Here is a 26,990-nt window from a genome sequence, read left to right as displayed (position 1 = left end):
CTAGGAAAATGAATCATTAGAGCTCAATCAAAAGTAGAAAGCACCTATTAATTTTATTAAAAAATAAAGTTAACACTATTAATTAATTTCCGCAACTTTATCACCGGAATTGACAAAATCACCTTCTTGACTGATTAACTTTAAAATTCCTTTACGATGAGCAATAATCTGAACTTCCATTTTCATCGCTTCCATAATACCTATTACATCACTTTCTTGAACTTCTTGTCCTTCTTTAAAAATCCATTTAAAAAGATTTCCTGAAACAGGAGATTTTACAATAGTTTCTGATTGTTCCTCATTCTTTAATGAAGTTAATGCTGACTCACTATTCACAGCTGATGACAATCCTGCCAATAATTGTGCAGGTAAACCAACTTTGCAACGTTTACCATCAATTTCGATCACAGTATAGGTCAGAGTAGAATCTTTTATAGGTACCTGCCTTGGCAATGAATCCACCATTGGTATAAACTCCGTTTCAATCCAACGCGTATGTATTTTAAAATCACGACAAAAATCAGGATGTCCTATGATTGCAAGATCGAATGGCAAAACACTCGCAACACCTTCAATAGAAAACTCTGCTAATGCACGATGAGCCCTAGCAAGCGCTTGCTCACGATTATTTCCAACAATAATGAGTTTTGCCATAAGTGAATCAAAAGTGGAGGGGATCGTTGAGCCAGTGACAACACCACTATCTAACCGAATGCCAGGCCCTGATGGTACTTCAAATCGTGTAATAGTTCCCGGTGTTGGTAAGAAACCATTAGCTACATCTTCAGCATTTATACGAAATTCAATAGCATGACATCGAGGTTTAGGTGTTTCATTAATACTAAGTGGTAATCCTTGTGCTATACGTAACTGTTCAACAACTAGGTCGATTCCGACTGTTTCTTCGGTAACAGGATGTTCTACTTGTAGGCGAGTATTTACTTCAAGAAATGACAATTTACCATCCTGACTGAGTAAAAACTCAACGGTTCCAGCACCAACATAATTTGCTTTGGCGCAAATGTTAATTGATGCTTGAATAATTTGTTGTTGCAATTGATCCGATATAAATGGTGCTGGCGACTCTTCAATTAGTTTTTGATTACGACGTTGCAATGAGCAATCACGCGTTCCTACAACGACAATATGGCCTAATTTATCTGCAATGACCTGAGCTTCTATATGACGTGGATTATGCAAAAATTGCTCTAAAAAACACTCACCACGTCCAAAAGCTGCTGTCGCTTCTCGTACAGCAGAATGGTAAAGTTCTTCAACTTCATCCATTTGCCATGCAACTTTTAAACCACGACCACCACCACCAAAGGCAGCTTTAATAGCAATGGGTAAGCCATGTTTATGTGCAAATTCAACAACTTCTTTAGCATCGCGTACTGGTTCTTTAGTCCCTTCAACTAACGGAGCTCCGACTTGTATGGCTAGCTGGCGAGCTTTAACTTTATCACCAAGAATATCTATCGTTTCTGGATTCGGTCCAATCCAAATTAATCCTGCTTTTTGAACAGCTTTAGCAAATTCCGATCGTTCAGATAAAAAACCATATCCTGGATGAACCATAGTAGCACCCGATCTTTTTGCAATCGCAATAATCTTATCGATATTAAGATAAGTTTCACTCGGTAACTTTCCCAATAATCCATAAGCTTCATCAGCCATTTGAACATGCAGCGCATTAATGTCCGTATCAGCATAAATTGCAATGGATGTAAACTCCATATCGCGGCATGCTCGAATAATGCGTACTGCAATTTCACCTCGATTAGCGATGAGTACTCTGTGTGTTAATTTGTTATTATTCTCAAACATGGTCGGCATGACTCCCTTCAAATTCTTTAAATATTCCAACAGGATTGAATTTTATTTTAGCATTTACAGGGATTTGTCCTGATAAATCTAAATGATATTTGCATACAGCACCAATAATCGGATACCCACCAGTTAGGGGATGATCATTTAAAAATAGCACAGGTTGTCCATTAGCTGGTATTTGAATTGCACCAATACATGTACCTTCGCTTGGTAACTCTTGTAATTTATCGCGAGTTAATGAAATATCACCAGATAACCTTAATCCAATACGATTAGAAGCAGGCGTTACTCGCCACAATTGCTCAGTTAATAACTTAATTGCATTAGGCGTAAACCAATCAGTTCTTGGTCCAAGCACAATGTCTAATACCACAACATCACCTGAGCATGGATAATTTATGGCTGGTGATTCATTCAATGATACTGATGCTTTCATATTTGTTGATTTGACCGCTAATGTTTGCCCGATTGTGATTGGCGGAGGTCCCACTTGTGCCAATGTATCAAACGAACAACTTGTTAAAATAGGTGATACTTGAAAACCACCACGAACTGCCAAATAACTACGCACTCCACATTTAATATTACCAAGTTCAACAGTATCACCTTTTTCTAATAAAATGGGTTGATACATTGGTGCAGTATATTTTTCACCAAGTAATGTAGTGATATTTATGTCACACACTGCTCCAGTTACTGCAATTAACATAGATCGGTTTATTTGAGCTTTAAAACCACCTTGAGTGATCTCAAGTGCGACTTCATTAATTGGGTTGCCAAGCACTCGGTTAGCACTATGTAGTGCACTTTTATCCATTGCCCCCGATTCTGAGATCCCTAATGCGGCTTGGCCAATTCGTCCATTGTCCTGAAAAAGAGTTTGTAATCCCGTTGCCAAAACTTTGATATCTTGCTGAGAATTATTTTTTTCTTCTTTCTTTATCGTTGGTAAATGATATTTTTTAGAGGATTTAGCCGCATCCACAAAATGAACGCGGCTACCTGGTTTAAACAAAGCTGGATTATCTCGATTTATATCCCAAACTGCAGATTCGGTAATACCAATAAGTTGCCAGCCACCTGGACTTGCTTGAGGATAAACACTACTAAATTCACCAGCTAATGCCACTGAACCAGCAGGAATACGAACTCTAGGCGATTGGCGACGCGGAACATTAAGCTGAGCATGGTTTGATACCATATAAGCAAAACCTGGTGCAAAACCACAAAAAGCAACTTGATACTCATTATTAGTATGTCTAGTAATTACCTCATTAACTGTTATACCAAGATGATCAGCGACGTATGCCAAATCTTCACCATTATAGTTAACACTTATGGTAATTAACTCCCCTGAAGGAATTGAACCAGATTTGATATCAAGAGCACTAATGTTCTTAGCAAGAGTATCGGCATCAGTAAGAATTGGGTTAAAACGGATTAAAACGGTTCGAGCCGCTGGAATGATTTCTTCAATTTTCCCAAATACTAAATTATTTTGTAGTTGATCAGTTAAAGCCATGGTCTGTTCAAGGCTAGAAAGTTCAACCATAATTGCATCGATATTTACGGGTAAAAAACGCATTTAGTACCTCTAACCTTGTCGGTTATCTAATCCATGATCTCAACAAAAAACCAGTCAAAAATTATTTGTTTGATATCAGTTTATATTTTATCAAACTAACATAATGATTTATCTATCACTTATTTTCGTAAACGAAGTTATGGTAATTCCATTTTGTTGTAATTTTTCTCGAACTTTTTGTGCCATCGCTAATGCACCTTCACTATCACCATGCACACAAATGGAATCTGCCTCAATTGTAACAAACTTCCCTTCAATAGAAGTCACACCGCCATCTCTGACAAGTTGTAGCATACGTTCTGCGACTAATTCAGGATCGTGTAATACTGCTCCGATTTCTTTACGAGAAACTAACGTACCATCAACATGATAAGATCTATCGGCAAAAGCTTCAGCAACCACATGCAAACCTTTTTGTTTTGCCCAACCAATAAGCGCAGAGCCAGCAAGTGCCACTAATATAAGATTAGCATCAATTTGACAAATAGCATTGATAACTGCCATAGCTTGACGTTTATCGTTCGCGATAGTGTTATATAAAGCGCCATGAGGTTTAACATAACTTACTTTTGCACCAATTGATGTTGCTAAACCTTTGAGTGCACCAATTTGATAAATCACATCAGCCGTTAGTTCGTTAGATTCAATTTCCATATTACGTCGCCCAAAGCCAACTAAATCAGGGTAACCAACATGAGCACCTATTATAACCTTATTAGTTTTAGCTGCTTTTAGGGTATCTAAAATGGTTACTGGTGAACCTGCGTGAAAACCACACGCAATATTTGCACTGCTAACCACTTGTAACATTGCTTGATCGTTACCCATTTTCCATTGACCGAAACTTTCACCGAGGTCACTATTTAAATCAATAAATTTTTTAACTTTCATATTTAATTTTTACCTTAAATAGTTAAATATGGTTACAATTGACATTGCGCCCATATACCAAGTTATCGCACAGACTATAAAACCAGACCATAACAACCAACGTGGATAATAATATCCAGACATTAAATCAGCACGTTTCCAACCAATAAAAACAAAAATAGTTAAACCCAGTGGTAAAACTAAACCGTTAAAACCTCCAGCGAAAACTAATAATGATACAGGTGCAGTACCCATAATTAAATAGATGGCTAATGAACAAATAATAAAAATTATCGTCGCTATTTGGCGTTGCCTTATGGTGATAGAAGGTTTAAAAGGAGTAATAAATGTCATTGAAGTATAAGCTGCACCAATAATACTGGTTAATGCGGCCGCCCATAAAATTAAACCAAATATGCGCAACCCCAATTGTCCTAAAGCTGCTTGAAAGGCTTGGGAAGCAGGATTAGCTGCATAGCTCGAAATATCAATGGTAACACCACTGGCTACCACACCTAAAATTGCTAAAAATAAAATATATCGCATCACACCTACAACAATAATCCCTCGTGTTGCTGCACTAGATACATATTTAATGTTTTCAACGCCCACCATTTTTTTATCAAGCAGACGATGTGCGCCAGCATAAGAAATATATCCTCCAACAGTTCCTCCTACAATTGTGGTAATAGAGGCAAAATCAACATTACTTGGAAAAAGTGTTTCGGTGAATGCTTGACCAATAGGAGGATGCGCAGCAAACAACACAAATAATGTTAAACCGATCATTAGCAAGCCGAAACCAATCATTAAACGGTCAATAAAATGGCTCGCTTTATGTGATGAAAAGATATAGATAGCCATAAATGCACTGATTGCACCGCCCCATTTTGGATCAAGCCCGACTAAAGCATTCAAACCCAGTCCGGCACCGGCTATATTACCAATATTAAAAACTAGCCCACCAAAAATCACTAATATAGCTAAAACATAACCACTATAAGGGATTGTCGCATTAGCAATGTCGGAAGAATACATTTTTGTTAATGAAACCACACGCCAAATATTTTGTTGCACTACAAAATCAATGATTATAGAAGCTAAAATACCAAAACCAAAAGCACTACCTAATGTCACAGTAAAGGTAGCTGTTTGCGTGATAAAACCTGGACCAATTGCTGAAGTTGCCATTAAGAAGATCGCACTAATCAAGGAAGCTTGACGATTTTTTACAAAGGTTTTAGTACTACTAGTCCGATTTTCCATATACATATCTCCTTTAAGCTTGTCTCTACAATTTTTAATAATGAATCTATAATTTTTACAAGCAATTATCATGCCATGGTTTAGTAAACATTAATGATGATGATAATTATATTTGTCGTTTTTCAAACAAAATATTAATTAAAATTATAGTGATTTAACCTTAAAAATAACAGCCTTTGCGGCTTTAAACAGATGCAAACTGCACCAAAATAATTCATGTAAATACTTTTATAAATTTTAAAATTTTTGATAAAAATGATTAAGAAGAATTATTGTAAAGAAGTTTCAGGTTATACATGTGTCTGAGTAAAAAGCTCAGTTTTAAATCTCAAAAAGTATCATTAGATATCGGAAATAGAAAAAATTAGAAAAGTATTTGATTCCCCCCTTAGTTATATTTCAACTAGAGGGGATAGAATTGACATCAAAGCCTATACACATTAAAAATAACAATATAAAATGCTTGGCTAAATTAATACTCTAAAGAAAGTCAATGAAGTAAGAAGATAACCACCTGTAATTGCAACACCATAAGGTAATGTAATACCGCCCTTTACTTTTTTTAGCCATTTATAGATAATTGCAATGATTGCCAGAGGTAATCCCAAAAATGTAGTCACTGCAAAGAAAAATATTACACTATCTCCAGGAATAGTTATTAAAAGTGCAGTAATTATTTTTATATCTCCAGCACCTACTAATCGACAATAAAACATCAATAAGCCACAGACTAAAAATATACCAGAAGCACTATAATTTAGTGCTCCCTGACCAAAGGCATAATTTAAAATTGCTAAAGCAAATATAATTATGACAATATAATTTGAAATTATCCGATATTTTATATCTGTATAACAAGAAATTAACAGACACAACCAAATCGTTAAAAGAACAACATCGTTAACTAATCCTTGATTAATCATTATTTTGTTTGCCCTAGAACATAATCGTAACCATAAACATTATGCATAGCATCCATTAAGAAATCTAATCTAGACTCATTCCATTTTCGGATGTGGTTATCAGACAGACTAAATCTTCGCTGTCTACCTTTACCTACACCATAAACTTCTCCGTCTTCATTCCAATAAAATATACATTCTTGACCACCATCAACTTTAGTTAATGTTCCTTTAGGTTTTCTTTGTACTACTGACCCAGTTTTCTTTTGACCATAAAGTATTCCTTTTATAGTAGAACTGCCTTTTTGTCCCCATGTTAATAAACTTTTATGTCTAGTAATTGCAAAACATCCACGATAACGACAAGAAAGTGAATAACCGACACTTTCTTTGATATCCGGTGAATTTGGACCAATAATACTCATTGGCTCCTTAGTTATTCTTTTTGGGTCTAATCTATCATCCACATCATCATTTTCATCTTCTTTATCTTCTAAACGATTAATTGCATCCTCATCATCATCATCCCATTCCTCATCATCATCCTCATCAAGAGAATCTTCATCAAATTGTCCATCAGCTAAATACCTAATCGCTCCATAACCGTAAACTAATCCTGTCCGTGATAGGTAGGTAACAAACCCTTTACCTCCTGAGATTTCTTTTATTTGTTGTCCAGAAGTAATACCTACAGCTGGCACTTTTAAATCACTAGTAATATTTTGTGGACTAATCACATAATTACATGTCCTTTTATCAGGTGGGCAAAATTTACGACTGATTACTTCTCCCCAAGTCCAAATATTTCCACCAGTATCAATTGCATACGCAGTTCGCGTGCCGACTCCCATTGTGAAAACTGGTTTTCCGCTTGGTATACTTACCCTTTCGACTCTTTGTTTTGATACTTTATTACCAACTCCGATTTCACCACGATTACCTCTTCCCCATGCAAAAACTTCACCAGTAGCCGACAATGCATAGGACGCATAATCACCACAATAGATATTAACAATTTTTTTGTTAGACAGCACTTTAACAGGGCTGATTACATAATGTTCGTCTGAAACTCCGCCAGCTGCTTGTCTATGTCTATTACGCCCCCAACCCCATACATCACCATTTTCATCGAGTGCAATAATATGATATTTTCCGGCTGCGACTTGAATGATACTAAGTCCATCTTCAACGAATTTTCTTACCCTAGCTGGTTCACTGCTACTGTTTACGTTTCTAATACCATTACCTTGCAAGCCTTGGCGTCTATAACCCCAGACCCACACATCACCATTTTCAAGAGTTACTCCTGTACTTCTTAGATTTACGCGAGAACTCGTTTTAACTGCTGTTTGTGTTGATAATACAATAGCGTCAGTTTTTGAGTCGTCAGCTAAAGCTGGAAGGCAAAAACAAGCCAAAAGCGGTATTATAATTTTTATTACTTTCATTCCTTATACTCCTATTTTAATTCTATTAATATTTACTCTGGTTTTTTTATGAATTTTCCTGTTTCAATTTCGATAATTTTACTTATAACATCAGTCAACGACTTCCTATCTTTTGCTTCCATTAAGAACATAGAGTTACCATTCATACATTTTGTAAACCATTTACCATACTCAGCTTCATATTGAGCATCCGTTTTTAAATTACTAGCATTAGGAGTCAGTTTTATGTAGTAAATAATCGCACTTTTAGCTAGTTTTGTTATATAACCGTTCTTAAAGTTGTCCTCACTCCTTAATCCTCCGGTAATTGCTTGACAAACACCATTATCTAAAAATTTATCTCTAAGAACGGCTGCACCTGCATCGTCTTTACCATCACTAATAATAATCATAACTTTATTATTACCATGCCCTTCAGCCATTACAGGTACTGTTCTTAATAGAGCTGTTATAGTATCAGTACCACCACCAGGCATCCAATTTGTTTTTTTAATATTATCTAAAAGATCACGATTATGGTTTGCTTTATCACTAAAAGGAATTAAATGAGGTGTAGATTCAAAATTCTTGATATATTTACCTTTCGCAATTTTCTTATATGTTGCATCAGTTACTTTTTTGGCTGCAACAATTTCTTCATCCATAATATTATTACTATAAAGAGGTGATTGGCACATGCCCATGAAAGGTGAAAACTCCGCAGTCACAGGTGATATAGGACGTTCAAATGTAATAATATTATTTTTGATTTTTTTAAATAAACTCTCAATTGTGCCTTCTACATCAACGGTTTTGGTGTTGGCAAATGAATAATGAACATCATCATCATAATCACCAGAGAACATATAATCAAACAATTGAACTACATAGCCGTAATTTTTCTCTATTTCTTTTTTATTTTTTTCAGGATGATCGCTTCTATTAGTACCACAAGCCCATTGAGCTTGCCCTTTATCAAGTCGGTCCGAAAGACTTGTCCTTTCATAACATAAACCTGCTCCCTTTAAAACTTCCATGTCACTTATATTATCAGGATCAGAATTTAATGCAGGCCCAATTAGATTTGAATAATAATGATAATACGAATTATCCATGTAGTAATTAACTAGTTTACTATGTTTATTAAAATAATTATTTGCTTTTGTATAATCACTAATAACACCATCTTTTTTTAATTTATGCCAATTTGTATATGCAATATTCTTATTTGCCCAAAAATTATAATCAATTGAATCATAATATTTGTTCATTTTATACATAACAGAACAATCATAATTTTTACCACCAGCTTCATTCATAGTTTTGCTTTCTACCGGGACACCAATGTCATATGGTACTAGTGCAAACTGATATTCTGAATAATTTTCGTATTCTTTAATAATATCTACTATTGCTTCCTTCATATAGTCGAGACGTCGCTGAGCATAATTGGTTGGAGAGTAAGCATTACAATCTACATCACTATATCGGCATGTCGATGAAGCAGAAAAATCGCTGATAAAAGCAAAATCAATTGAATCACGATTCTGATATTTTCTGGTATTACCATAACTTTCATCCTTATTACTCACAACAATCTGTTGTGTTTTTTTTCCTTCGTCATATTCATTTTTAGTAATTGAATCAAATTTTTGGTTATAGTAGACATAATATTCTTTTCTATTTTCGTCATAATCTACATTAATTTGAGCTCCTGATTCTAACAAATTAGTATCAGTCTGAGATGCATTACCAATTTTTTTTGAAATAAAATAATTTATATAATTCAATGCTATCTTTCGATTCTGCTTTTTGGCGTCATCATCAATATTTTTGTTATCTATAGCTACAACTGCTAATGAGGCTTCATTTGTAGCTTCAGAAAGCTGAGCTCGATTACGCATGATGTATGCTTGATTAATTGAAAATGCCATACAAGTGAAAATAGCAGGAAGCATAACTGCCATAGTTATAAGGACTGATCCAGAAGTACACTTCAAAAAAGATAACTTGGGATTATTTTGTTTTAATGGATTTTTTTTGTTCATATCATCCTCTCAAAAGCATACTTTTAAAAATAAGCTGGACAAGATTTTGCATTGTTACAACGTGATAACACAACAACGTTACTACATAGATTTGGTATAACACCAGAGTCTTTTCTATTTGAATTAATCCATCTTAAATAAAGGCTTTCCTCATTAACAATACACATAGAAACACGATATAAAGGAACCCAACGTCCTGTCATCGCAATTGATGAATCTACTAATTTTGGAACATAAGGAGCAAGCTGTTGATAATTACTTGAAGGATTATCCATAGCTGGTAACGAATTAAAATAACTCTTAATTGAACCATTACATATGCTTTTAGGGCATGACAAAAAATCTTTACCTTGAGTCGCCACTAATCTAGCTTTATTTAAATCTCCTGGATTATTAGGGTCTTGTAAAATAAATAAAGCTTCTATCTGCACAGCAATTTCGCGATTATTCATCAACGAACTTGCTAAATCACTCATTTCCTTTACTTGATCAGAATCATATAATTCATAAGAGTCATAACAAGTTTTATGATCATGCTTGGAACACAAACCTGCCCTATAAACATCATGTAAACTTTTTAATTTATCTTGATATAAAGTTGATCTTTCACGAAAAACAGATGCTACAGTATAATTTGCACGTTCTAACTTATTTTGTAACATAAGAGTAACGTACATATCATAAATTATGAATACTAAGATAGAAAACAATAAGAAACAAAATGCAAACTCAATTGACAATGCTCCATTTTTATTATGGAAAAAATTATTAGAATATTTTTTCATTACTTACTGTCCTACCATTTCACTTTTGATAAATTCACGATAAACAACAACTTTTCTTGTTAAAGCTGTATCAAGAAAACTAAAAAGTTGAGAAAAAACTGAGAAATACTGATATCTTAAATCAAATAGTAATATATGGGTTTCATCAGTAAGAGCGCTCTGACATTGATCACCAACAACTTCACTCACCTTTTTACAATATTTTAAATTAACACTGAAATTCTTAGTATCAGCAATATAAGGCCATAAAGGAACTTCAGATTGAATTAGACCTTCAATTTTCTCTGCATAATCGTCTTGCTCAGTGATTGCTGTCCGTCTTGTTATTTCTGTAGTCATTAAATCTAGTGCCGAACCAATAATCATAATTCGACTAAATTCAAACGCTATCAAAAAAAGAATAAGTAAAAAAGGAAAAATAACGGCAAACTGTATTGTAACAACTCCATTTTTTTCACCAGCAAATAATCTCCAACGTTTCAGCATAACTTTTTCTCTTCTTTTTTAAAAACTGTTTTTTTTCTTCTTCAGTAACGGAAAGAAAGTTTTTTGTTGAGCACCATTTATTGCTTTATTACCAATAATAGCTGCAGCTATTTCTTTTATTTCAGCACTTTCACTTGCTTTTTTGAATTTATCAATACTTGGCACAAATTTACGTACAAAGTCAATTTTCCGTTCTAAAAAATCTTCAATATCTGAATCACGTAAAGCTGTTTTTTTATCATATGGAACATTATCGTTTAAACAAATTAAAAATCGCTTATTGAGTAAATCGTAATTTGTAGTAGTGGCTCGAGAAATTTCAGTTAACATTTTCTTGGCAACTTTGATAGAATAAGGATCTCTATTTATTACAATAAAAATAATATTAGAAAAAGTTATAATTTCCTCAAAATGCTTAAACGACGAAGATAATCCCATGTTTTGATCAATAATAGTAATATTGAACTCTCCAGAATTAAGGTCTTTGTAATTCCAAGCCTTTTCATTAGTTTCTACTTTAACCTGTAAAGAATTACCAACGTCAATTAGTGAACCATCGTCAGGTATTGGCATTTCAAATAAAAAATCAGCATTAGAACTTGTCGTTGCTCCTTGTATGTAAAGAAGTGGGTAATTTGTTAAATCACTAATCTTCTTGATAGTATGAACAACCAAAGATGAATTCCCAATTCCACCTTTAGTAGCTAAGAAAGTTATAACACTTCCTACTCTTTGACTTGATCCAGGCGGTGTAATACTTCTCTTATGTAAAATTTCTGGAATCTTTTCTAATTGACTATTTTCCAATAAGAAATAAATTCCTTTTTTCAATAAAAATTCAGAAAATTGAATTGAATCATAACTACCAACAAGTATTGTCGTTGCTTGGATAGGAATACATCGATTAATGTTTTCTGAAATCTGTTCAGCATCATCCTCACTTTGGATATCAACAATTATCGCATCAAACTGATTCCATTCAGGTGTTTCTTTTAATTCAGGTAAAGTTAATGAAATAATCTCCATCCCCAATATATTATACAAAAACAGGACAGAACGGACTTTTTCAATCAATTCAACTCGTTTACTTACAATAGCTACTTTATAACCAGATATTCGTCCAACAACAAATTCTTGTGATGGGACATTTGATGATGTATCTGTATCTCTTTTATTACCAAATAATTGCATAAGAATCCCATTAACCTTTTATTCAATAAAGCCCATATCATTAATAAATTTTTCACTTTCGTTAGAAGCTGGTATTGTTTTATTTCTTTCTTTATTCATATTATTTTTAATATTGAAGAAACTATTGATTACATCCGTCCGCTCTAGAGTTGGTAATTCAATATTATTATCAAAACTGTTTTTTGATGTAACTAAATTTACTGTCGCAAAAACAATCATTTCAGTTTTAGAACGATTAGCTGATGAACTGCGTGCTAATGCACCTAAAATAGGAATATCACTGATAAAAGGAAGACGAGATAGTTGTTCTTGATCATTTTCAGTAATTAATCCCGCTATAACAAAACTTTCACCATCAGATAAATCAATAGTGGATTTTGTTTTTCGAGAAGTCAACGTAGGAATATTATAATTATTAAAAGAATAGGAACCAGAAACTGAACTCACTTCATTTTCCATAAATAATCTTATGCGTTTATCACTATTAACTTTTGAGGTAATATTCAACTTAATACCATATTCTTTGTAAGTAACACTTGAATCACCTTCTTTGTTTTTAGTAACAATAGGTATTTCACCACCAACCAAAAACGATGCAAATTCACCAGACAGCACAGATAAATTAGGTTGTGCTAATACTTTAGCTAAACGATCATTTTTTATAGCGCGGATCATAGTAGTAATATTATGAATATTTAATCCTTTTCTTATCCCTAATAGGGAAAATTCACCAATTGAGTTGATGGTGGTAGTATCAGAACCACTAGAAGTCATGCTGTCAAGAGTTAAACTTTGCCATTCTATACCTAGTGAATCAGTAAACTCTTTACTAACTTCTACAAAGGTTAGTTGTACATTAACCTGATACTCTTCTATTACTTTAATATTATCTACTATATTACTGTAGGTATAATAATCTTGAAATGTAAGAGCTTCGTTACCTTGCCCTGTACTGCCACTGTACTCCATTCTTACACGTTCTGCATTTTGCCCAATTGAAGAACCTATAAGTGCCATTATTTTACCTTTTGTTGTGCTGTCTGGCGTAGTACCACTTACTACATACACAAATTTACCACCAGTATCAATACTGTCGTAGCGGTCGATTGTTATAGTACTATTCGGAAAATTTTGTGCAAGTCTATTTGTAATTTGATATAAAAGTGGATCAACATTAATAGTATCATTAATTATAATATTATTATCACTATCATAAACTATTAAACTTGCTCTTCCATTTGCTTTCCCGTATATAATTAATGATTTACCATCAATAACCTCATAATTTGCTATGCTATCTTGGCTAATAAACACTGTACCAACATTTTCAGGTAACATTAACGTTTTACTCTGACCAATCTGTAAGTTATGAATATTAGCAAAGGTCAGCGAAGAAAAACCAATAGATAATAAACAGACTAAAAGTTTGATCGCGTTGATAATTGATTTAATTCTTATTAGCATTCTTAGTTACCTTTTAACGTATTAATTCGTGTCCCTGAAAAAATATCTTTTTCAGATAGAGGCCAATTTTTTTCTTTATCACTTAGGAGACGTAATCCATCTTCAACATTTTTTTTGAATGTACTTGGATACATAATAATTGTGGAGTTTGTCATTAAAGTTCTTAATAATTTAATTTCCTGATTTGAAAGTTCCAATTGAACCTGAGCAACATTATTTTTGTTATAATTTTTGTCTAAGTCATCTTCTCCACGATCAAAGTATAAAACTTTCTTCCCGACAATAATCGGTTTTAAACGATTTTTAACAAAATCACGACTAGGTGAGACTAATTTTTCCTCTTTGCTATTGGCACTTCTTTCTGTTTCATCACCATAAAACACATAAAGATCAATCAAATCCCCGCTTTTCAAATTCTTCATTAAATAAGAATCTATTGGGTCTAAGTTAAATGGAAACATGTAGTTTCCTTCTTTAAGTGCTAATAAAATATAATCTTCTGAATTCGGCGATGCAACAAGACTCTCTTCGATCACTGTATCTTTTGCAATATGGTTTTTAGCAACGTAAGCATCAAGTCTAGCCGGTTCAGTTATAAAATTAGGTCTTTCTCTATTAATAGCAACTTCAATTGACTTAAAATAATAATCATCTTTTGTCAAAATCGTTTTCTTACTAATATCACGTTTTGCCACTGCAACATTAATAATCTCAGTTTTAGGCTCTTCCTTTTTAGGAGGTTCCACGACAATAGGTTCTGCTTTCTGCTCAACAGGCGGGGGAGCTGACTTAGTAAAAAGCAAGGCTAGCCCCACAATTATCATGGCTAAATATAGAACAATTAATTTTTTATCTTTCATGCAAACTCCACTCCGACTATATTATTTTTATTACTTTTTCCGTTGCACTTATTTCTTTTCTAAGTAAAAATCAAACGCAAAGCAGTGAGCTTTTCCTTTAGAATTAGGTCCAGCATAAAAATCTTTCACTATTGAGTTTTGTTTAGTTTTTATTTCTAGAATCAATGTTTTTTCAGCGGTTAAGGTTCCTTTAACAGTAGCAAAATCGCGTTCACTACTTGATATACGTTTGATAATTTTATCGATTCCCTCAGCAGGTAGTGTCACATCATAAAATGACAATTTAAATTCTGTTGGTGAAATTTTTTCAATTAAATAATTTTTTTTACTCAATTTAGCTTCAGTTTCAAAAGTAATTCGACTAAATTTCCCATGTTCTCCAGAACGAACTGCTAGTATGGTAGACTGAGTGATTGCTGTTTTATCTGTTTGTTTCTGAGAAGTAGACGCTACATTAGTAGATGAATCCGCAGGATCTAATTTAGTCATATTCGACAGTTTAACATTAGATCCTGATTTAGCTGGAGTTAATGATTTAGTTGAATTTGCTGATTTATTTTGGTTTTTAGACTTAATAGCAACTTCTGTTTCTGAATTGTTAAATGCTAACTGTCCTGTCGTTTTTTCAGTTGTGTATTGTTTTTGAATATCACTTTGTGAAGGCTTGATTTCATTAAATTTGATAGCATCAATTGGTTCAATTCGTTTTAATTCTTGCACTAAGATATCTGGTTCATTAGATAGTTTATGTGTAAGACAGAATGATTTCGCTAATTGCATTCTATCCAATTTTACTAATGTAAAAAGTAAATTATGAAGAATTGTTGAATCGCGATAACCTTTTGTATATAAAATATTAAGCTGATTATAAGCTTCAGTATAATCTTTATTTAAAATTGATAACATAGCTAAATTATTAGTAACTTTATTTTCATCATAAAAGTTTTCTCTGGCTTCATTAAATGCATATCGAGCAGCATCGTATTGTCTTTTTTTGAGTAAAACAATACCTTTAACATTATATGCTTCACCATTTTTACTATTAATTTCAATTGCCTTATTCAAATATTCTAATGCCGTATCATTATGCCCTAGTCTAGATTCAACATGACCGTACAAAATGAGAATGCCATCATTCTTGGTTTTTTTAATTATAGGTTCCAAAACTCTTTTTACAGCTTGAAAATCATTTGTCTGATAATAAGCTCTGGCAAGTTTATGTCTGGTATCTTCTGTATCTGCACGTTGCAAGCGCTGTTTATACAGTTCAATTAGACCTCCATAATTTTTCGTTGTTTCATTAATGTAAATTTTTTGTTGTTCATCCACATCATGCTTTAATGTACTGTTCTGACACCCAACAACAAAAAGTAACATTGAACATACAACCATAAATTTTGGTTCTAATAACCTTCTTGATTTACAGCATCTTGAAAAATAATTCATTATCTCTACATCCTATTAAACGTTGACAGAATATTCATAAAAACAGGTCCAGCAATAATCGCAAGGACTGGTGCTAGAAAAAATACCATCGTTGGTATTGTTAGTTTAGCGGCAAGAGCAGCAATTTTTTCTTCTATAGTTAACCGCTGCAACTCTCGAATCTCAGTTGATAAATCTAATAAAGCGTCAAAAATGGAATTGCCATAGCTAATACTTCTTTTTAATGTTACACAAAACATTCTAACCTCTTTGCAGGGTACTTCACGTTGGATTAGATCAATTGAAAGTTCAATACCATTAACATCCATCATTAAACAAGCTCTTTCTAAAATAGCAGCAATATCTTTATTAATCGGTTTTACCCTTGTACTTAAATATCTAAAACTACTTTCAACTGTCATACCAGATCTCACCATAATTGCCAACATATCAATAATTAATGGCAAATCCCGTGAAACCATTCTGATTTTCTTGGCTGTTTGTTTTTTAACAATAAAATCTGGTAACATTATGACTGAAATTACAATGAATAACAGGATAATCAATAATAGACTTGAATCAACTTCCATAAATTCAACAAGTTGATTTATCAAATAAAAAATTGAAAATACAATAATAACAGCATATATTTTCCAGATGTTTTTATCCTGGAAATTTTTTAAAAAACTTATAAATATACTATTCTTTGCTATAATTTTTTCAAAAGCAGCATTCTTTTCATTCAGATGTTTTTTAGGAACAATTTTTTCTTGATTTTCATTATTCAGAAGTAAACTAATCTTTTCCTTGTTTTTAAGAAACGAATAGGTGATAAATAGCTGTCTAGAGCCAATACCGATAAGAAAAACTGATGCCAATATATATAGTAACATATTCATAATTTAAATAATTTTGTTAATCCAACTTTTAATAAGTAGAAAACCAATAACAACACTACCTATAACATAGTACAAAATATAGCGACCACCATCTGAATTCATCAAAAGATCATAATTAGTTTCGGATACAAATCTAAGTATGAAAATAAACCCGAAAGGCATCACACCTAAGATATACATGGTCATTCTTAATTCAGCAGTTTTACCATCTCTTGTTTTAGCCATAATTCGATTGTTTGTTAACATTTTACTTAAGCGACCAAAAATTTCTTTTAATTCCCCACCACTATCAAGATTAACCATTACAGTCAAAATGAAAAAATAATATTCAGGGAACGGAAGTTGTAGATAAGAGTTGAACATAACATTTTCAACGCTATCTCCTACATCTAATCTATCATTCATTTCTTTGAACGTTGTGCCAACGATTCCATCGACAGAATTTGCACAATTTTTAAAAGTTGTAGTTATTGCATAACCAGAAGCAATAAGACCTGTAATAATATTCAATGCCTCAGGAAAATTTGCATAAAATTCAGTTTTAAGTTTCTTTTTTCTAATAATACAAATTATAGAAATAGAAACATAAAAACCTACTGGTATAACAACGTAAATATCGTAATGTAGATATTTTTGATTTAAAAAAATACATGCAACAGTTCCAACTAAAATATACATAAACGTTCTAGCTTTAGATGGTCCCATCATTAGTAAGCGATAATTTAATTTTATCCATGCATTTATATCAAATAAGACCTCATCTAAGAAAGATTGCTGTTTACTATTAATCTGACTTTCAACTAAACTTGATAACGACGTAGTTTTAGGTTCAACATTGTAGAAAACCTGCAAACGTTCTCGACGACGACGCAATATAATAATATTCATAATAGCAGCAAAAATAAGTGCTACTGATAGTACAAAAATCATGATTGAATTCCCATAGCATTTAACATCAGTTTCTCTAAAATATCTGACATTTCATAATATTGGGCACTTTCATAAAGTGCGGAGCGTTTCACTAAGCCATTACAAACAAATTCACCTTGAATTTTACCATTAGTATCTCGCTCATCATCAACTCGAAATTCAAATACATCTTGAGTAACAATATTGCCTGATTCTTGCCCAACAATTTCCGTAATACTCATTACTTTACGTTGACCATCAGGAAGACGTGAGACTTGAATAATAAAATTAACTGATGAGCTAATATAACGCTTAATTGCGGCAATAGGTAATTCGGACTGAGCCATAATAATCATACTTTCCAAACGAGCTAATGCATCTTTAGCAGTATTAGCATGCAGAGTTGACATAGAACCACTATGACCTGTATTCATAGCTTGTAACATCTCAAAGGCCTCTTCTCCTCGGCATTCTCCTAAAACAATTCGGTCTGGTCTCATACGCAAAGCATTAACTAAGAGATCTCGCATAGTTACTTTGCCACGCCCATCTTCACCACCACTTTTCGTTTCCATTCTAACGACATGATCTTGTTGAAGTCTTAATTCTGCTGCATCTTCAAGAGTAATGGTTCGTTCATGCTCACCAATAAATCCAGATAGTGCATTGAGCATTGTTGTTTTACCAGAACCTGTACCACCGGATATAATAATATTCATTCGACAACGAGCAGCAATCACTAAAAAGTTTGCCATATGTTCATTTAAAGAACCAAATCTAATTAAATCATGAAATGTTCGGTGACCATTACCAAATTTACGAATTGACATTGAAGTGCCATCAATAGCAATTGGAGGAATTACAACATTAAGACGACTACCATCAGGCATTCGAGAATCAACTAAAGGGTGTGATTCATCTATATTCTTTCCTACTTTATTTACAAGTCGCCTTGCAATATCAAGTAACTGGCGTTCACTAATAAAAAATTTATCAGTTTTACTAAGAATTCCTCCCCGTTCAACATAAATGCTATTAGGACCATTTACTAAAATATCATTGACTGTCTCATCTTTCATTAAAGAATCAATTGGACCATAACCGACAATCTCATCACAAATCATTCCTGCCAATACATTGGACTCATCTGCCGTTATATACGCGCTACCTGAATTAATGATATCTCTAATAATAGTTTGAATTTCACGCAAAACACGGTTTGGTTCTTTTTTGAATTGATCAATCAAATCAAGATCTAGTACTTGAAAAACTAAATCACGAACCTTACCCCATTCATTTGAAAACTTAAATTGTTCATTAGCCATAGCGTTTTGTTCGAACTCCTAACTAACAAAAGCTACTAGCAAACATATTGTACTGGTAACTTCTATCTTATAAATTTAAACAACAATAAACCATTCTAAAACAACGACTACTTTATCTTTTTAATAAAGTGGATAAGTTGATATTAAAATAGCGATTAACCACAAATATTTTTATCATTGATTTCAGTTAATTTTGATTTCAATGAATCAAATATAACATTTAACATTTAACATTTAACATTTACATATCATCAATAAAATCATTGAATAAATACCACTTACAATGATTATAAATACCTTCGCAGTTATATCACATACAATTTAGATAATTTAATCTGTAAAAATTCCTATTTGTAAGAAATTTGCTGCTAATAACGAAATATTATAGTTGCCTTTGATACAAAAATTTACGTTATATTTAATATTAATTTACTTTATTATCAAAAATTTTCTGCATTATATGCGAATTGGTATAAATTTGCTAGCGTTAAATGTATTTTTTTTAATTTCCTTAATATAAATTAAATAAAAAAACATATAGTTAATCTAATAGAGGTATGACTAGATTTTATAATTAACAAAATAATTGGTAAATATATGAAAAGAAACTAATGGTTTTATAAATTACTAATTATTAAAACAATAATGTTAATTATTTATCTTAAAACAATTAATAATCAAAGATCTTGTTTATGTATTTAATAAGCTATAACATTTTGTTAAATAATTTTATTAAAAATATTATATTTTACAATTGATTAGATCATGAAGGGATAATAAGGTTATTGTCTAACTATCAATTTAAACTGTATAAGAGAAATATTATGAAGTTAAACATATAAATGCTTAAATTACCTTTTTTAGATATACTTCCTAATTTAGGATTTAGAGGAATAAGTTGACTTATAAAATAAAATTACACAAATTCTTATAAAGAATAAACCGCCCTTATAAAGGGCGGTTAACATTAGACTGACAATTACATGCTACCGTTACCAGAACCGCTGATAACAGTAGATAGTTTACTTGACAATTGATTAGTTGTTGCCGCCAGCACCGCTAACAACAGTAGATAGTTTACTTGACAATTGATTAAATACATTGTTCAACATGCCTTTAACTGGACCATTACCACCAAAGATATATAAAACTACCGCAGAAACACCTGCAGCAACAATTGCGTATTCAATAGCTGTTACACCACGTTCATTTTTGATAAATTTACTTGCAAAATTTCTTGCTTGAGCGCGAACCGCTGATAAATATAACATAATAGCTTTCTCCTAAAACATTTACGTATTTTTTAATATTAATTTACTTTATCGTTATAAAGTTTTCACATTATATGCGAACAAATATCGCTTTTCCAGCATTAAATGCATTTTTTTAATCTTTTTAATTGAAATTTATTTTACTGAAAATAATCCAGACATATAAAACCAGAATTGTAAAACATTAAAATTAGCTAATTAACAGTTAAATTAATGTTAATTTATTAATAATTAATTCGAGGATAGGCGCTTTACTAAATTGAAAATTATCACAAACAACAAAAGAAAAATAATTTAATTGATATTATCAATAAACGATAAGATGCGTTTTGTTTTTATTTGTTTAATTATTATGAAATGCTATATGCGGCAAACCGATACGATAATAGATGATAATTAAATATAAACGATAGAAAACGGGAGGTTAAAACTATCAACCTAAACAGATGCACACTTCTTTTTAGATATATTGCCTAATTTATAATCTAGAGAAATCAGTTGACTTATAAAATAAAATTACACAAATTCTTATAAAGAATAAACCGCCCTTATAAAGGGCGGTTAACATTAGACTGACAATTACATGCTACCGTTACCAGAACCGCTGATAACAGTAGATAGTTTACTTGACAATTGATTAGTTGTTGCCGCCAGCACCGCTAACAACAGTAGATAGTTTACTTGACAATTGATTAAATACATTGTTCAACATGGCTTTAACTGGACCATTACCACCAAAGATATATAAAACTACCGCAGAAACACCTGCAGCAACAATTGCGTATTCAATAGCTGTTACACCACGTTCATTTTTGATAAATTTACTTGCAAAATTTCTTGCTTGAGCGCGAACCGCTGATAAATATAACATAATAGCTTTCTCCTAAACGTTTACGTATTTTTTAATATTAATTTACTTTATCGTTATAAAGTTTTCACATTATATGCGAATAAATATCGCTTTTCCAGCATTAAATGCATTTTTTTAATCTTTTTAATTGAAATTTATTTTACTGAAAATAATCCAGACATATAAAACCAGAATTGTAAAACATTAAAATTAGCTAATTAACAGTTAAATTAATGTTAATTTATTGATAATTAATTCGAGGATAGGCGCTTTACTAAATTGAAAATTATTACAAACAACAAAAGAAAAATAATTTAATTGATATTATCAATAAACGATAAGATGTGTTTTGTTTTTATTAGTTTAATTATTATGAAATGCTATATGCGACAAACCGATACGATAATAGATGATAATTAAATATAAACGATAGAAAACGGGAGGTTAAAACTATCAACCTAAACAGATGCACACTTCTTTTTAGATATATTGCCTAATTTATAATCTAGAGAAATCAGTTGACTTATAAAATAAAATTACACAAATTCTCATAAAGAATAAACCGCCCTTATAAAGGGCGGTTAACATTAGACTGACAATTACATGCTACCGTTACCAGAACCGCTGATAACAGTAGATAGTTTACTTGACAATTGATTAGTTGTTGCCGCCAGCACCGCTAACAACAGTAGATAGTTTACTTGACAATTGATTAAATACATTGTTCAACATGGCTTTAACTGGACCATTACCACCAAAGATATATAAAACTACCGCAGAAACACCTGCAGCAACAATTGCGTATTCAATAGCTGTTACACCACGTTCATTTTTGATAAATTTACTTGCAAAATTTCTTGCTTGAGCGCGAACCGCTGATAAATATAACATAATAGCTTTCTCCTAAACGTTTACGTATTTTTTAATATTAATTTACTTTATCGTTATAAAGTTTTCACATTATATGCGAATAAATATCGCTTTTCCAGCATTAAATGCATTTTTTTAATCTTTTTAATTGAAATTTATTTTACTGAAAATAATCCAGACATATAAAACCAGAATTGTAAAACATTAAAATTAGCTAATTAACAGTTAAATTAATGTTAATTTATTGATAATTAATTCGAGGATAGGCGCTTTACTAAATTGAAAATTATTACAAACAACAAAAGAAAAATAATTTAATTGATATTATCAATAAACGATAAGATGTGTTTTGTTTTTATTAGTTTAATTATTATGAAATGCTATATGCGACAAACCGATACGATAATAGATGATAATTAAATATAAACGATAGAAAACGGGAGGTTAAAACTATCAACCTAAACAGATGCACACTTCTTTTTAGATATATTGCCTAATTTATGATCTAGAGGAATCAGTTGACTTATAAAATAAAATTACACAAATTCTTATAAAGAATAAACCGCCCTTATAAAGGGCGGTTAACATTAGACTGACAATTACATGCTACCGTTACCAGAACCGCTGATAACAGTAGATAGTTTACTTGACAATTGATTAGTTGTTGCCGCCAGCACCGCTAACAACAGTAGATAGTTTACTTGACAATTGATTAAATACATTGTTCAACATGGCTTTAACTGGACCATTACCACCAAAGATATATAAAACTACCGCAGAAACACCTGCAGCAACAATTGCGTATTCAATAGCTGTTACACCACGTTCATTTTTGATAAATTTACTTGCAAAATTTCTTGCTTGAGCGCGAACCGCTGATAAATATAACATAATAGCTTTCTCCTAAACGTTTACGTATTTTTTAATATTAATTTACTTTATCGTTATAAAGTTTTCACATTATATGCGAATAAATATCGCTTTTCCAGCATTAAATGCATTTTTTTAATCTTTTTAATTGAAATTTATTTTACTGAAAATAATCCAGACATATAAAACCAGAATTGTAAAACATCAAAATTAGCTAATTAACAGTTAAATTAATGTTAATTTATTGATAATTAATTCGAGGATAGGCGCTTTACTAAATTGAAAATTATCACAAACAACAAAAGAAAAATAATTTAATTGATATTATCAATAAACGATAAGATGTGTTTTGTTTTTATTAGTTTAATTATTATGAAATGCTATATGTGGCAAACCGGTACGATAATAGATGATAATTAGATATAAACGATAGAAAACGGGAGGTTAAAACTATCAACCTAAACAGATACACACATCTTTTTAGATATACTGCCTAATTTATGATCTAGAGGAATCAGTTGACTTATAAAATAAAATTACACAAATTCTTATAAAGAATAAACCGCCCTTATAAAGGGCGGTTAACATTAGACTGACAATTACATGCTACCGTTACCAGAACCGCTGATAACAGTAGATAGTTTACTTGACAATTGATTAGTTGTTGCCGGAACTGGTAACAACACTAGATAGTTTACTTGACAATTGATTAAATACATTGTTCAACATGGCTTTAACTGGACCATTACCACCAAAGATATATAAAACTACCGCAGAAACACCTGCAGCAACAATTGCGTATTCAATAGCTGTTACACCACGTTCATTTTTGATAAATTTACTTGCAAAATTTCTTGCTTGAGCGCGAACCGCTGATAAATATAACATAATAGCTTTCTCCTAAACATTTACATATTTTTTAATATTAATTTACTTTATAGTTATAAAGTTTTCACATTATATACGAATAAATATCGCCTTTCCAGCATTAAATGCATTTTTTAACCTTTTTAATTGAAATTGCCATCACCGGCGTTACTGACGATATTAGATAGTTTAACTTGCAATTGAGTAAACACAAGATAGAACATAGTTTTAACTGGACCGTTACCACCAAAGATATATAAAACTACCGCAGAAACACCTGCAGCAACAATTGCGTATTCAATAGCTGTTACACCACGTTCATTTTTGATAAATTTACTTGCAAAATTTCTTGCTTGAGCACGAACCGCTGATAAATATAACATAATAGCTTTCTCCTAAATATTTACATATTTTTTAATATTAATTTACTTTATGATTATCAATTTTTCACATTATATGTGAATGAATATCACTTTTCCAGCATTAATTGCATTTTTTTTAATCTTTTTAATTAAAATTTATTTTACTGAAAGTAATCCAGCAATATAAAACCAGAATTGTAAAACATTAAAATTAGCTAATTAAAAGTTAAATTAATGTTAATTTATTAATAATTGATTCGAGGATAGACGCTTTACTAAATTGAAAATTATCACAAACAATAAAAGAAAAATAATTTAATTGATATTATCAATAAACGATAAGCGGATAAGATTCATTTTGTTTTTATTTGTTTAATTATTACGAAATGCTATATGCGACAAACCGATACGATAATAGATGATAATTAAATATAAACAATAGAAAACGGGAGGTTAAAATTATCAACCTAAACAGATACACACATCTTTTTTAGATATATTGCCTAATTTATGATTTAGAGGAATAAGTTGACTTACAAAATAAAATTACACAAATTCTTATAAAGAATAAACCGCCCTTATAAAGGGCGGTTAACATTAGACTGACAATTACATGCTACCGTCATCAGAACCGCCAATAACGGTAGATAGCTTACTTGACAATTGATTAGTTGCCGTTACCAGCACCGTTAACAACAGTAGATAGTTTACTTGACAATTGATTAAACACATTGTTCAACATGCCTTTAACTGGACCACTACCACCAAAGATATATAAAACTACCGCAGAAACACCTGCAGCAACAATTGCGTATTCAATAGCTGTTACACCACGTTCATTTTTGATAAATTTACTTGCAAAATTTCTTGCTTGAGCGCGAACCGCTGATAAATATAACATGATATTTTTCCTTAAATATTTACATGATTTTTAATATTAATTTACTTTATTGTTATAAAGTTTTCACATTATATGCGAATAAATATCTCTTTTCCAGCATTAAATACATTTTTTTAATCTTTTAATTGAAATTTATTTTACTGAAAATAATCCAGCAACATAAAACTAGAGTTGTAAAACATCAAAATTAACTAATTTAAAGTTAAATATATGTTAATTTATTGTTAATTAATTCAAAGTAGATACTTTATTAAATTGAATAATCATTATAAACAACAAAAAAATAATTTAATTGATATTATTAGTTAACAGACAACTTGTTTATCTTTTTACTAATTTGAATAAAGCTTACATATCAAAAGGTTAATTTTATTGTGTTTAATTCTTTTATAAAAGTTTTAAAAGCTGTTAAATTTTAGCTTAAAAATTAAAACAACAATAAATAATCCTCAAATATAAATCACTCAATTTTCAATAGAATGATTTGTATTTAATTAATAATTAAACATTACTAATTAATCAAAAATACTTTTTAATTTTTATCCCAAAGTTCGGAAGGACATATATTAACATTTTATAAACAAGTCCATTGCCCTCTGTATCAAAGATAAACATAATCACTGCTGAAATACCTGCTGAAACATTGCCTATTCAATTGCTGTTACACCACATTCATTTTTGATAAATTTACTTGCAAAATATCTTAATTTAACTTTTTTAACAAAATACAACAAATATCTAACAGATTATATGTGATTTATATAAAACTACTAAATACAAATATACGTTTTTAAAAAATTAAATTAAAAACAAATTGTTACTGAATAGTAAAAAAATAAGAACCATAAAAATTAAATTGATTGTTAATTGCATAAAAATACAAATAAAATAACTAATTATTATGAACAATAAGTTATTTTTAACTAAATATAAAAAATCAACTAATAAAGGTGAATAAATAACAGAAATAAATTGAATATTTGTTACTTTAGAAAAAGTGAAACTGTATAAGTTTAAATAGTTATATCAGAAATTTAACCTTATCAACCAAAACTGTTATTTATATCTATTTTAGTGTTTCTGAGAAGTTAGAAAAAAGAGAAAACAAACTTAAATAATTGCAATTAATTTATCTTTTAGTCTATTAAATAGTTCAGTTAAAGCATTTTTAAATGGACCATTATCATCAAGAAAAATTACTGAAACTATCATTGTAATTCCTGATGAGATAATTGCATATTCAATCGCATGCACGCCTCGTTGATTTTTTGCAAATTTAATTCCGATTGATTTTAGCTGAGTAAAAATCGCTTGTATGTCCATATAATAATACTCCATTTATTATCTTTATATTTAATTTAGATTTTCTATACTTTTTTTGATTTTTGTAAATTATACGCTAACTAATGTAAAGTTACTAATTATAATTAATATAGATTTAAGATATATAGGAAGGATAGAAAATATATGATAACAATATCTAAGATAATTTTTATCATTTATAAATCTTAAATTTTAATATGATTGATACTATTTATATATCAGATATTGAGATAAGTTTCATGAAATTCAGCCTAAATGTAATTAACTAAATTTTTTATTATCCGAATGAAAGTCTATTTTCTATTCAACATTTGCAGATTAATAATTGGAGCGGGAAACGAGGTTCGAACTCGCGACCTCAACCTTGGCAAGGTTGCGCTCTACCAACTGAGCTATTCCCGCTT

The 26,990-nt window shown here is 31.1% G+C and carries 24 protein-coding genes and 1 tRNA gene; all 25 read right to left on the bottom strand.

Annotation, left to right across the window (positions count from 1 at the left end; translation table 11 throughout):
- Positions 1-78: 78 nt before the first annotated feature.
- A complete protein-coding gene (locus tag GAPWK_RS03730) occupies positions 79-1,836 on the bottom strand; it encodes an acetyl/propionyl/methylcrotonyl-CoA carboxylase subunit alpha (RefSeq protein ID WP_038517140.1) in 1,758 nt (585 codons plus the stop codon).
- On the bottom strand, positions 1,820-3,415 hold the full coding sequence (locus GAPWK_RS03725) for a 5-oxoprolinase subunit B/C family protein (protein WP_025314943.1): 1,596 nt from the start codon (positions 3,413-3,415) through the stop codon (positions 1,820-1,822). Before GAPWK_RS03725 ends, GAPWK_RS03730 begins: the two co-directional genes overlap by 17 nt.
- A 108-nt stretch (positions 3,416-3,523) precedes the next feature.
- Entirely contained in the window at positions 3,524-4,306 is a 783-nt protein-coding gene (locus tag GAPWK_RS03720) for a LamB/YcsF family protein (RefSeq protein ID WP_025314942.1), read from the bottom strand.
- A gap of 9 nt (positions 4,307-4,315) precedes the next feature.
- Positions 4,316-5,551 (bottom strand): NRAMP family divalent metal transporter, encoded by a 1,236-nt coding sequence (locus tag GAPWK_RS03715; RefSeq protein WP_110287305.1) that lies wholly within the window; start codon positions 5,549-5,551, stop codon positions 4,316-4,318.
- A gap of 467 nt (positions 5,552-6,018) precedes the next feature.
- A complete protein-coding gene (locus GAPWK_RS03710; protein ID WP_025314940.1) occupies positions 6,019-6,474 on the bottom strand; it encodes a prepilin peptidase in 456 nt (151 codons plus the stop codon).
- Positions 6,474-7,901, bottom strand: a complete 1,428-nt coding sequence (locus GAPWK_RS03705; protein WP_025314939.1) for an RCC1 domain-containing protein — start codon at positions 7,899-7,901, stop codon at positions 6,474-6,476. Before GAPWK_RS03705 ends, GAPWK_RS03710 begins: the two co-directional genes overlap by 1 nt.
- A 32-nt stretch (positions 7,902-7,933) precedes the next feature.
- A complete protein-coding gene (locus GAPWK_RS03700) occupies positions 7,934-9,928 on the bottom strand; it encodes a pilus assembly protein (protein WP_025314938.1) in 1,995 nt (664 codons plus the stop codon).
- A 23-nt stretch (positions 9,929-9,951) separates the two neighbouring features.
- The gene (gene tadF / locus GAPWK_RS03695; protein WP_025314937.1) at positions 9,952-10,713 is read right to left on the bottom strand and encodes a tight adherence pilus pseudopilin TadF; all 762 of its coding nucleotides are present in this window, start codon (positions 10,711-10,713) and stop codon (positions 9,952-9,954) included.
- A 3-nt stretch (positions 10,714-10,716) separates the two neighbouring features.
- Positions 10,717-11,199, bottom strand: coding sequence for a TadE/TadG family type IV pilus assembly protein (locus GAPWK_RS03690; protein WP_025314936.1), 483 nt, complete (start codon positions 11,197-11,199; stop codon positions 10,717-10,719).
- Between the two features lie 18 nt (positions 11,200-11,217).
- Entirely contained in the window at positions 11,218-12,390 is a 1,173-nt protein-coding gene (locus GAPWK_RS03685) for a hypothetical protein (protein ID WP_025314935.1), read from the bottom strand.
- An 18-nt stretch (positions 12,391-12,408) separates the two neighbouring features.
- Positions 12,409-13,854 carry a type II and III secretion system protein family protein gene (locus GAPWK_RS03680; RefSeq protein ID WP_025314934.1) on the bottom strand — a complete coding sequence of 482 codons (1,446 nt, stop codon included), beginning with the start codon at positions 13,852-13,854 and terminating at the stop codon, positions 12,409-12,411.
- Positions 13,855-13,856: 2 nt separating this feature from the next.
- Positions 13,857-14,714, bottom strand: a complete 858-nt coding sequence (locus GAPWK_RS03675; protein WP_025314933.1) for an SAF domain-containing protein — start codon at positions 14,712-14,714, stop codon at positions 13,857-13,859.
- Positions 14,715-14,762: 48 nt separating this feature from the next.
- On the bottom strand, positions 14,763-16,106 hold the full coding sequence (locus GAPWK_RS03670) for a tetratricopeptide repeat protein (RefSeq protein ID WP_238551142.1): 1,344 nt from the start codon (positions 16,104-16,106) through the stop codon (positions 14,763-14,765).
- A gap of 59 nt (positions 16,107-16,165) precedes the next feature.
- A complete protein-coding gene (locus tag GAPWK_RS03665; RefSeq protein WP_158413572.1) occupies positions 16,166-17,017 on the bottom strand; it encodes a type II secretion system F family protein in 852 nt (283 codons plus the stop codon).
- A 24-nt stretch (positions 17,018-17,041) separates the two neighbouring features.
- Positions 17,042-17,968 carry a type II secretion system F family protein gene (locus GAPWK_RS03660; protein ID WP_025314930.1) on the bottom strand — a complete coding sequence of 309 codons (927 nt, stop codon included), beginning with the start codon at positions 17,966-17,968 and terminating at the stop codon, positions 17,042-17,044.
- Positions 17,965-19,272: a CpaF family protein gene (locus tag GAPWK_RS03655; protein WP_025314929.1), complete on the bottom strand. Its 1,308-nt coding sequence runs from the start codon at positions 19,270-19,272 to the stop codon at positions 17,965-17,967. The genes GAPWK_RS03660 and GAPWK_RS03655 overlap by 4 nt, the downstream gene beginning before the upstream one ends.
- 1,037 nt (positions 19,273-20,309) lie before the next feature.
- Positions 20,310-20,543 (bottom strand): Flp family type IVb pilin, encoded by a 234-nt coding sequence (locus GAPWK_RS03650; RefSeq protein WP_025314928.1) that lies wholly within the window; start codon positions 20,541-20,543, stop codon positions 20,310-20,312.
- A 637-nt stretch (positions 20,544-21,180) separates the two neighbouring features.
- On the bottom strand, positions 21,181-21,414 hold the full coding sequence (locus GAPWK_RS03645; RefSeq protein ID WP_025314927.1) for a Flp family type IVb pilin: 234 nt from the start codon (positions 21,412-21,414) through the stop codon (positions 21,181-21,183).
- Positions 21,415-22,050: 636 nt separating this feature from the next.
- Positions 22,051-22,284 carry a Flp family type IVb pilin gene (locus GAPWK_RS03640; RefSeq protein WP_025314927.1) on the bottom strand — a complete coding sequence of 78 codons (234 nt, stop codon included), beginning with the start codon at positions 22,282-22,284 and terminating at the stop codon, positions 22,051-22,053.
- 636 nt (positions 22,285-22,920) lie between these two features.
- Complete coding sequence (locus tag GAPWK_RS03635; protein WP_025314927.1) at positions 22,921-23,154, bottom strand: Flp family type IVb pilin; 234 nt, start codon at positions 23,152-23,154, stop codon at positions 22,921-22,923.
- A 636-nt stretch (positions 23,155-23,790) separates the two neighbouring features.
- The gene (locus GAPWK_RS03630; RefSeq protein ID WP_025314926.1) at positions 23,791-24,021 is read right to left on the bottom strand and encodes a Flp family type IVb pilin; all 231 of its coding nucleotides are present in this window, start codon (positions 24,019-24,021) and stop codon (positions 23,791-23,793) included.
- A gap of 122 nt (positions 24,022-24,143) precedes the next feature.
- Positions 24,144-24,383, bottom strand: coding sequence for a Flp family type IVb pilin (locus GAPWK_RS03625; protein ID WP_025314925.1), 240 nt, complete (start codon positions 24,381-24,383; stop codon positions 24,144-24,146).
- 646 nt (positions 24,384-25,029) lie between these two features.
- Complete coding sequence (locus GAPWK_RS03620) at positions 25,030-25,263, bottom strand: Flp family type IVb pilin (RefSeq protein WP_025314924.1); 234 nt, start codon at positions 25,261-25,263, stop codon at positions 25,030-25,032.
- Positions 25,264-26,373: 1,110 nt separating this feature from the next.
- Complete coding sequence (locus GAPWK_RS03615) at positions 26,374-26,586, bottom strand: Flp family type IVb pilin (protein ID WP_025314923.1); 213 nt, start codon at positions 26,584-26,586, stop codon at positions 26,374-26,376.
- Between the two features lie 326 nt (positions 26,587-26,912).
- A tRNA-Gly gene (locus GAPWK_RS03610) sits at positions 26,913-26,988 on the bottom strand.
- Positions 26,989-26,990: the final 2 nt, after the last annotated feature.

The sequence above is a fragment of the Gilliamella apicola genome (assembly GCF_000599985.1).
GTDB classification, from domain to species: domain Bacteria; phylum Pseudomonadota; class Gammaproteobacteria; order Enterobacterales; family Orbaceae; genus Gilliamella; species Gilliamella apicola.
Note: the sequence above shows the minus strand (reverse complement) of the source record. Positions and strands in the feature narration are given on the sequence as shown.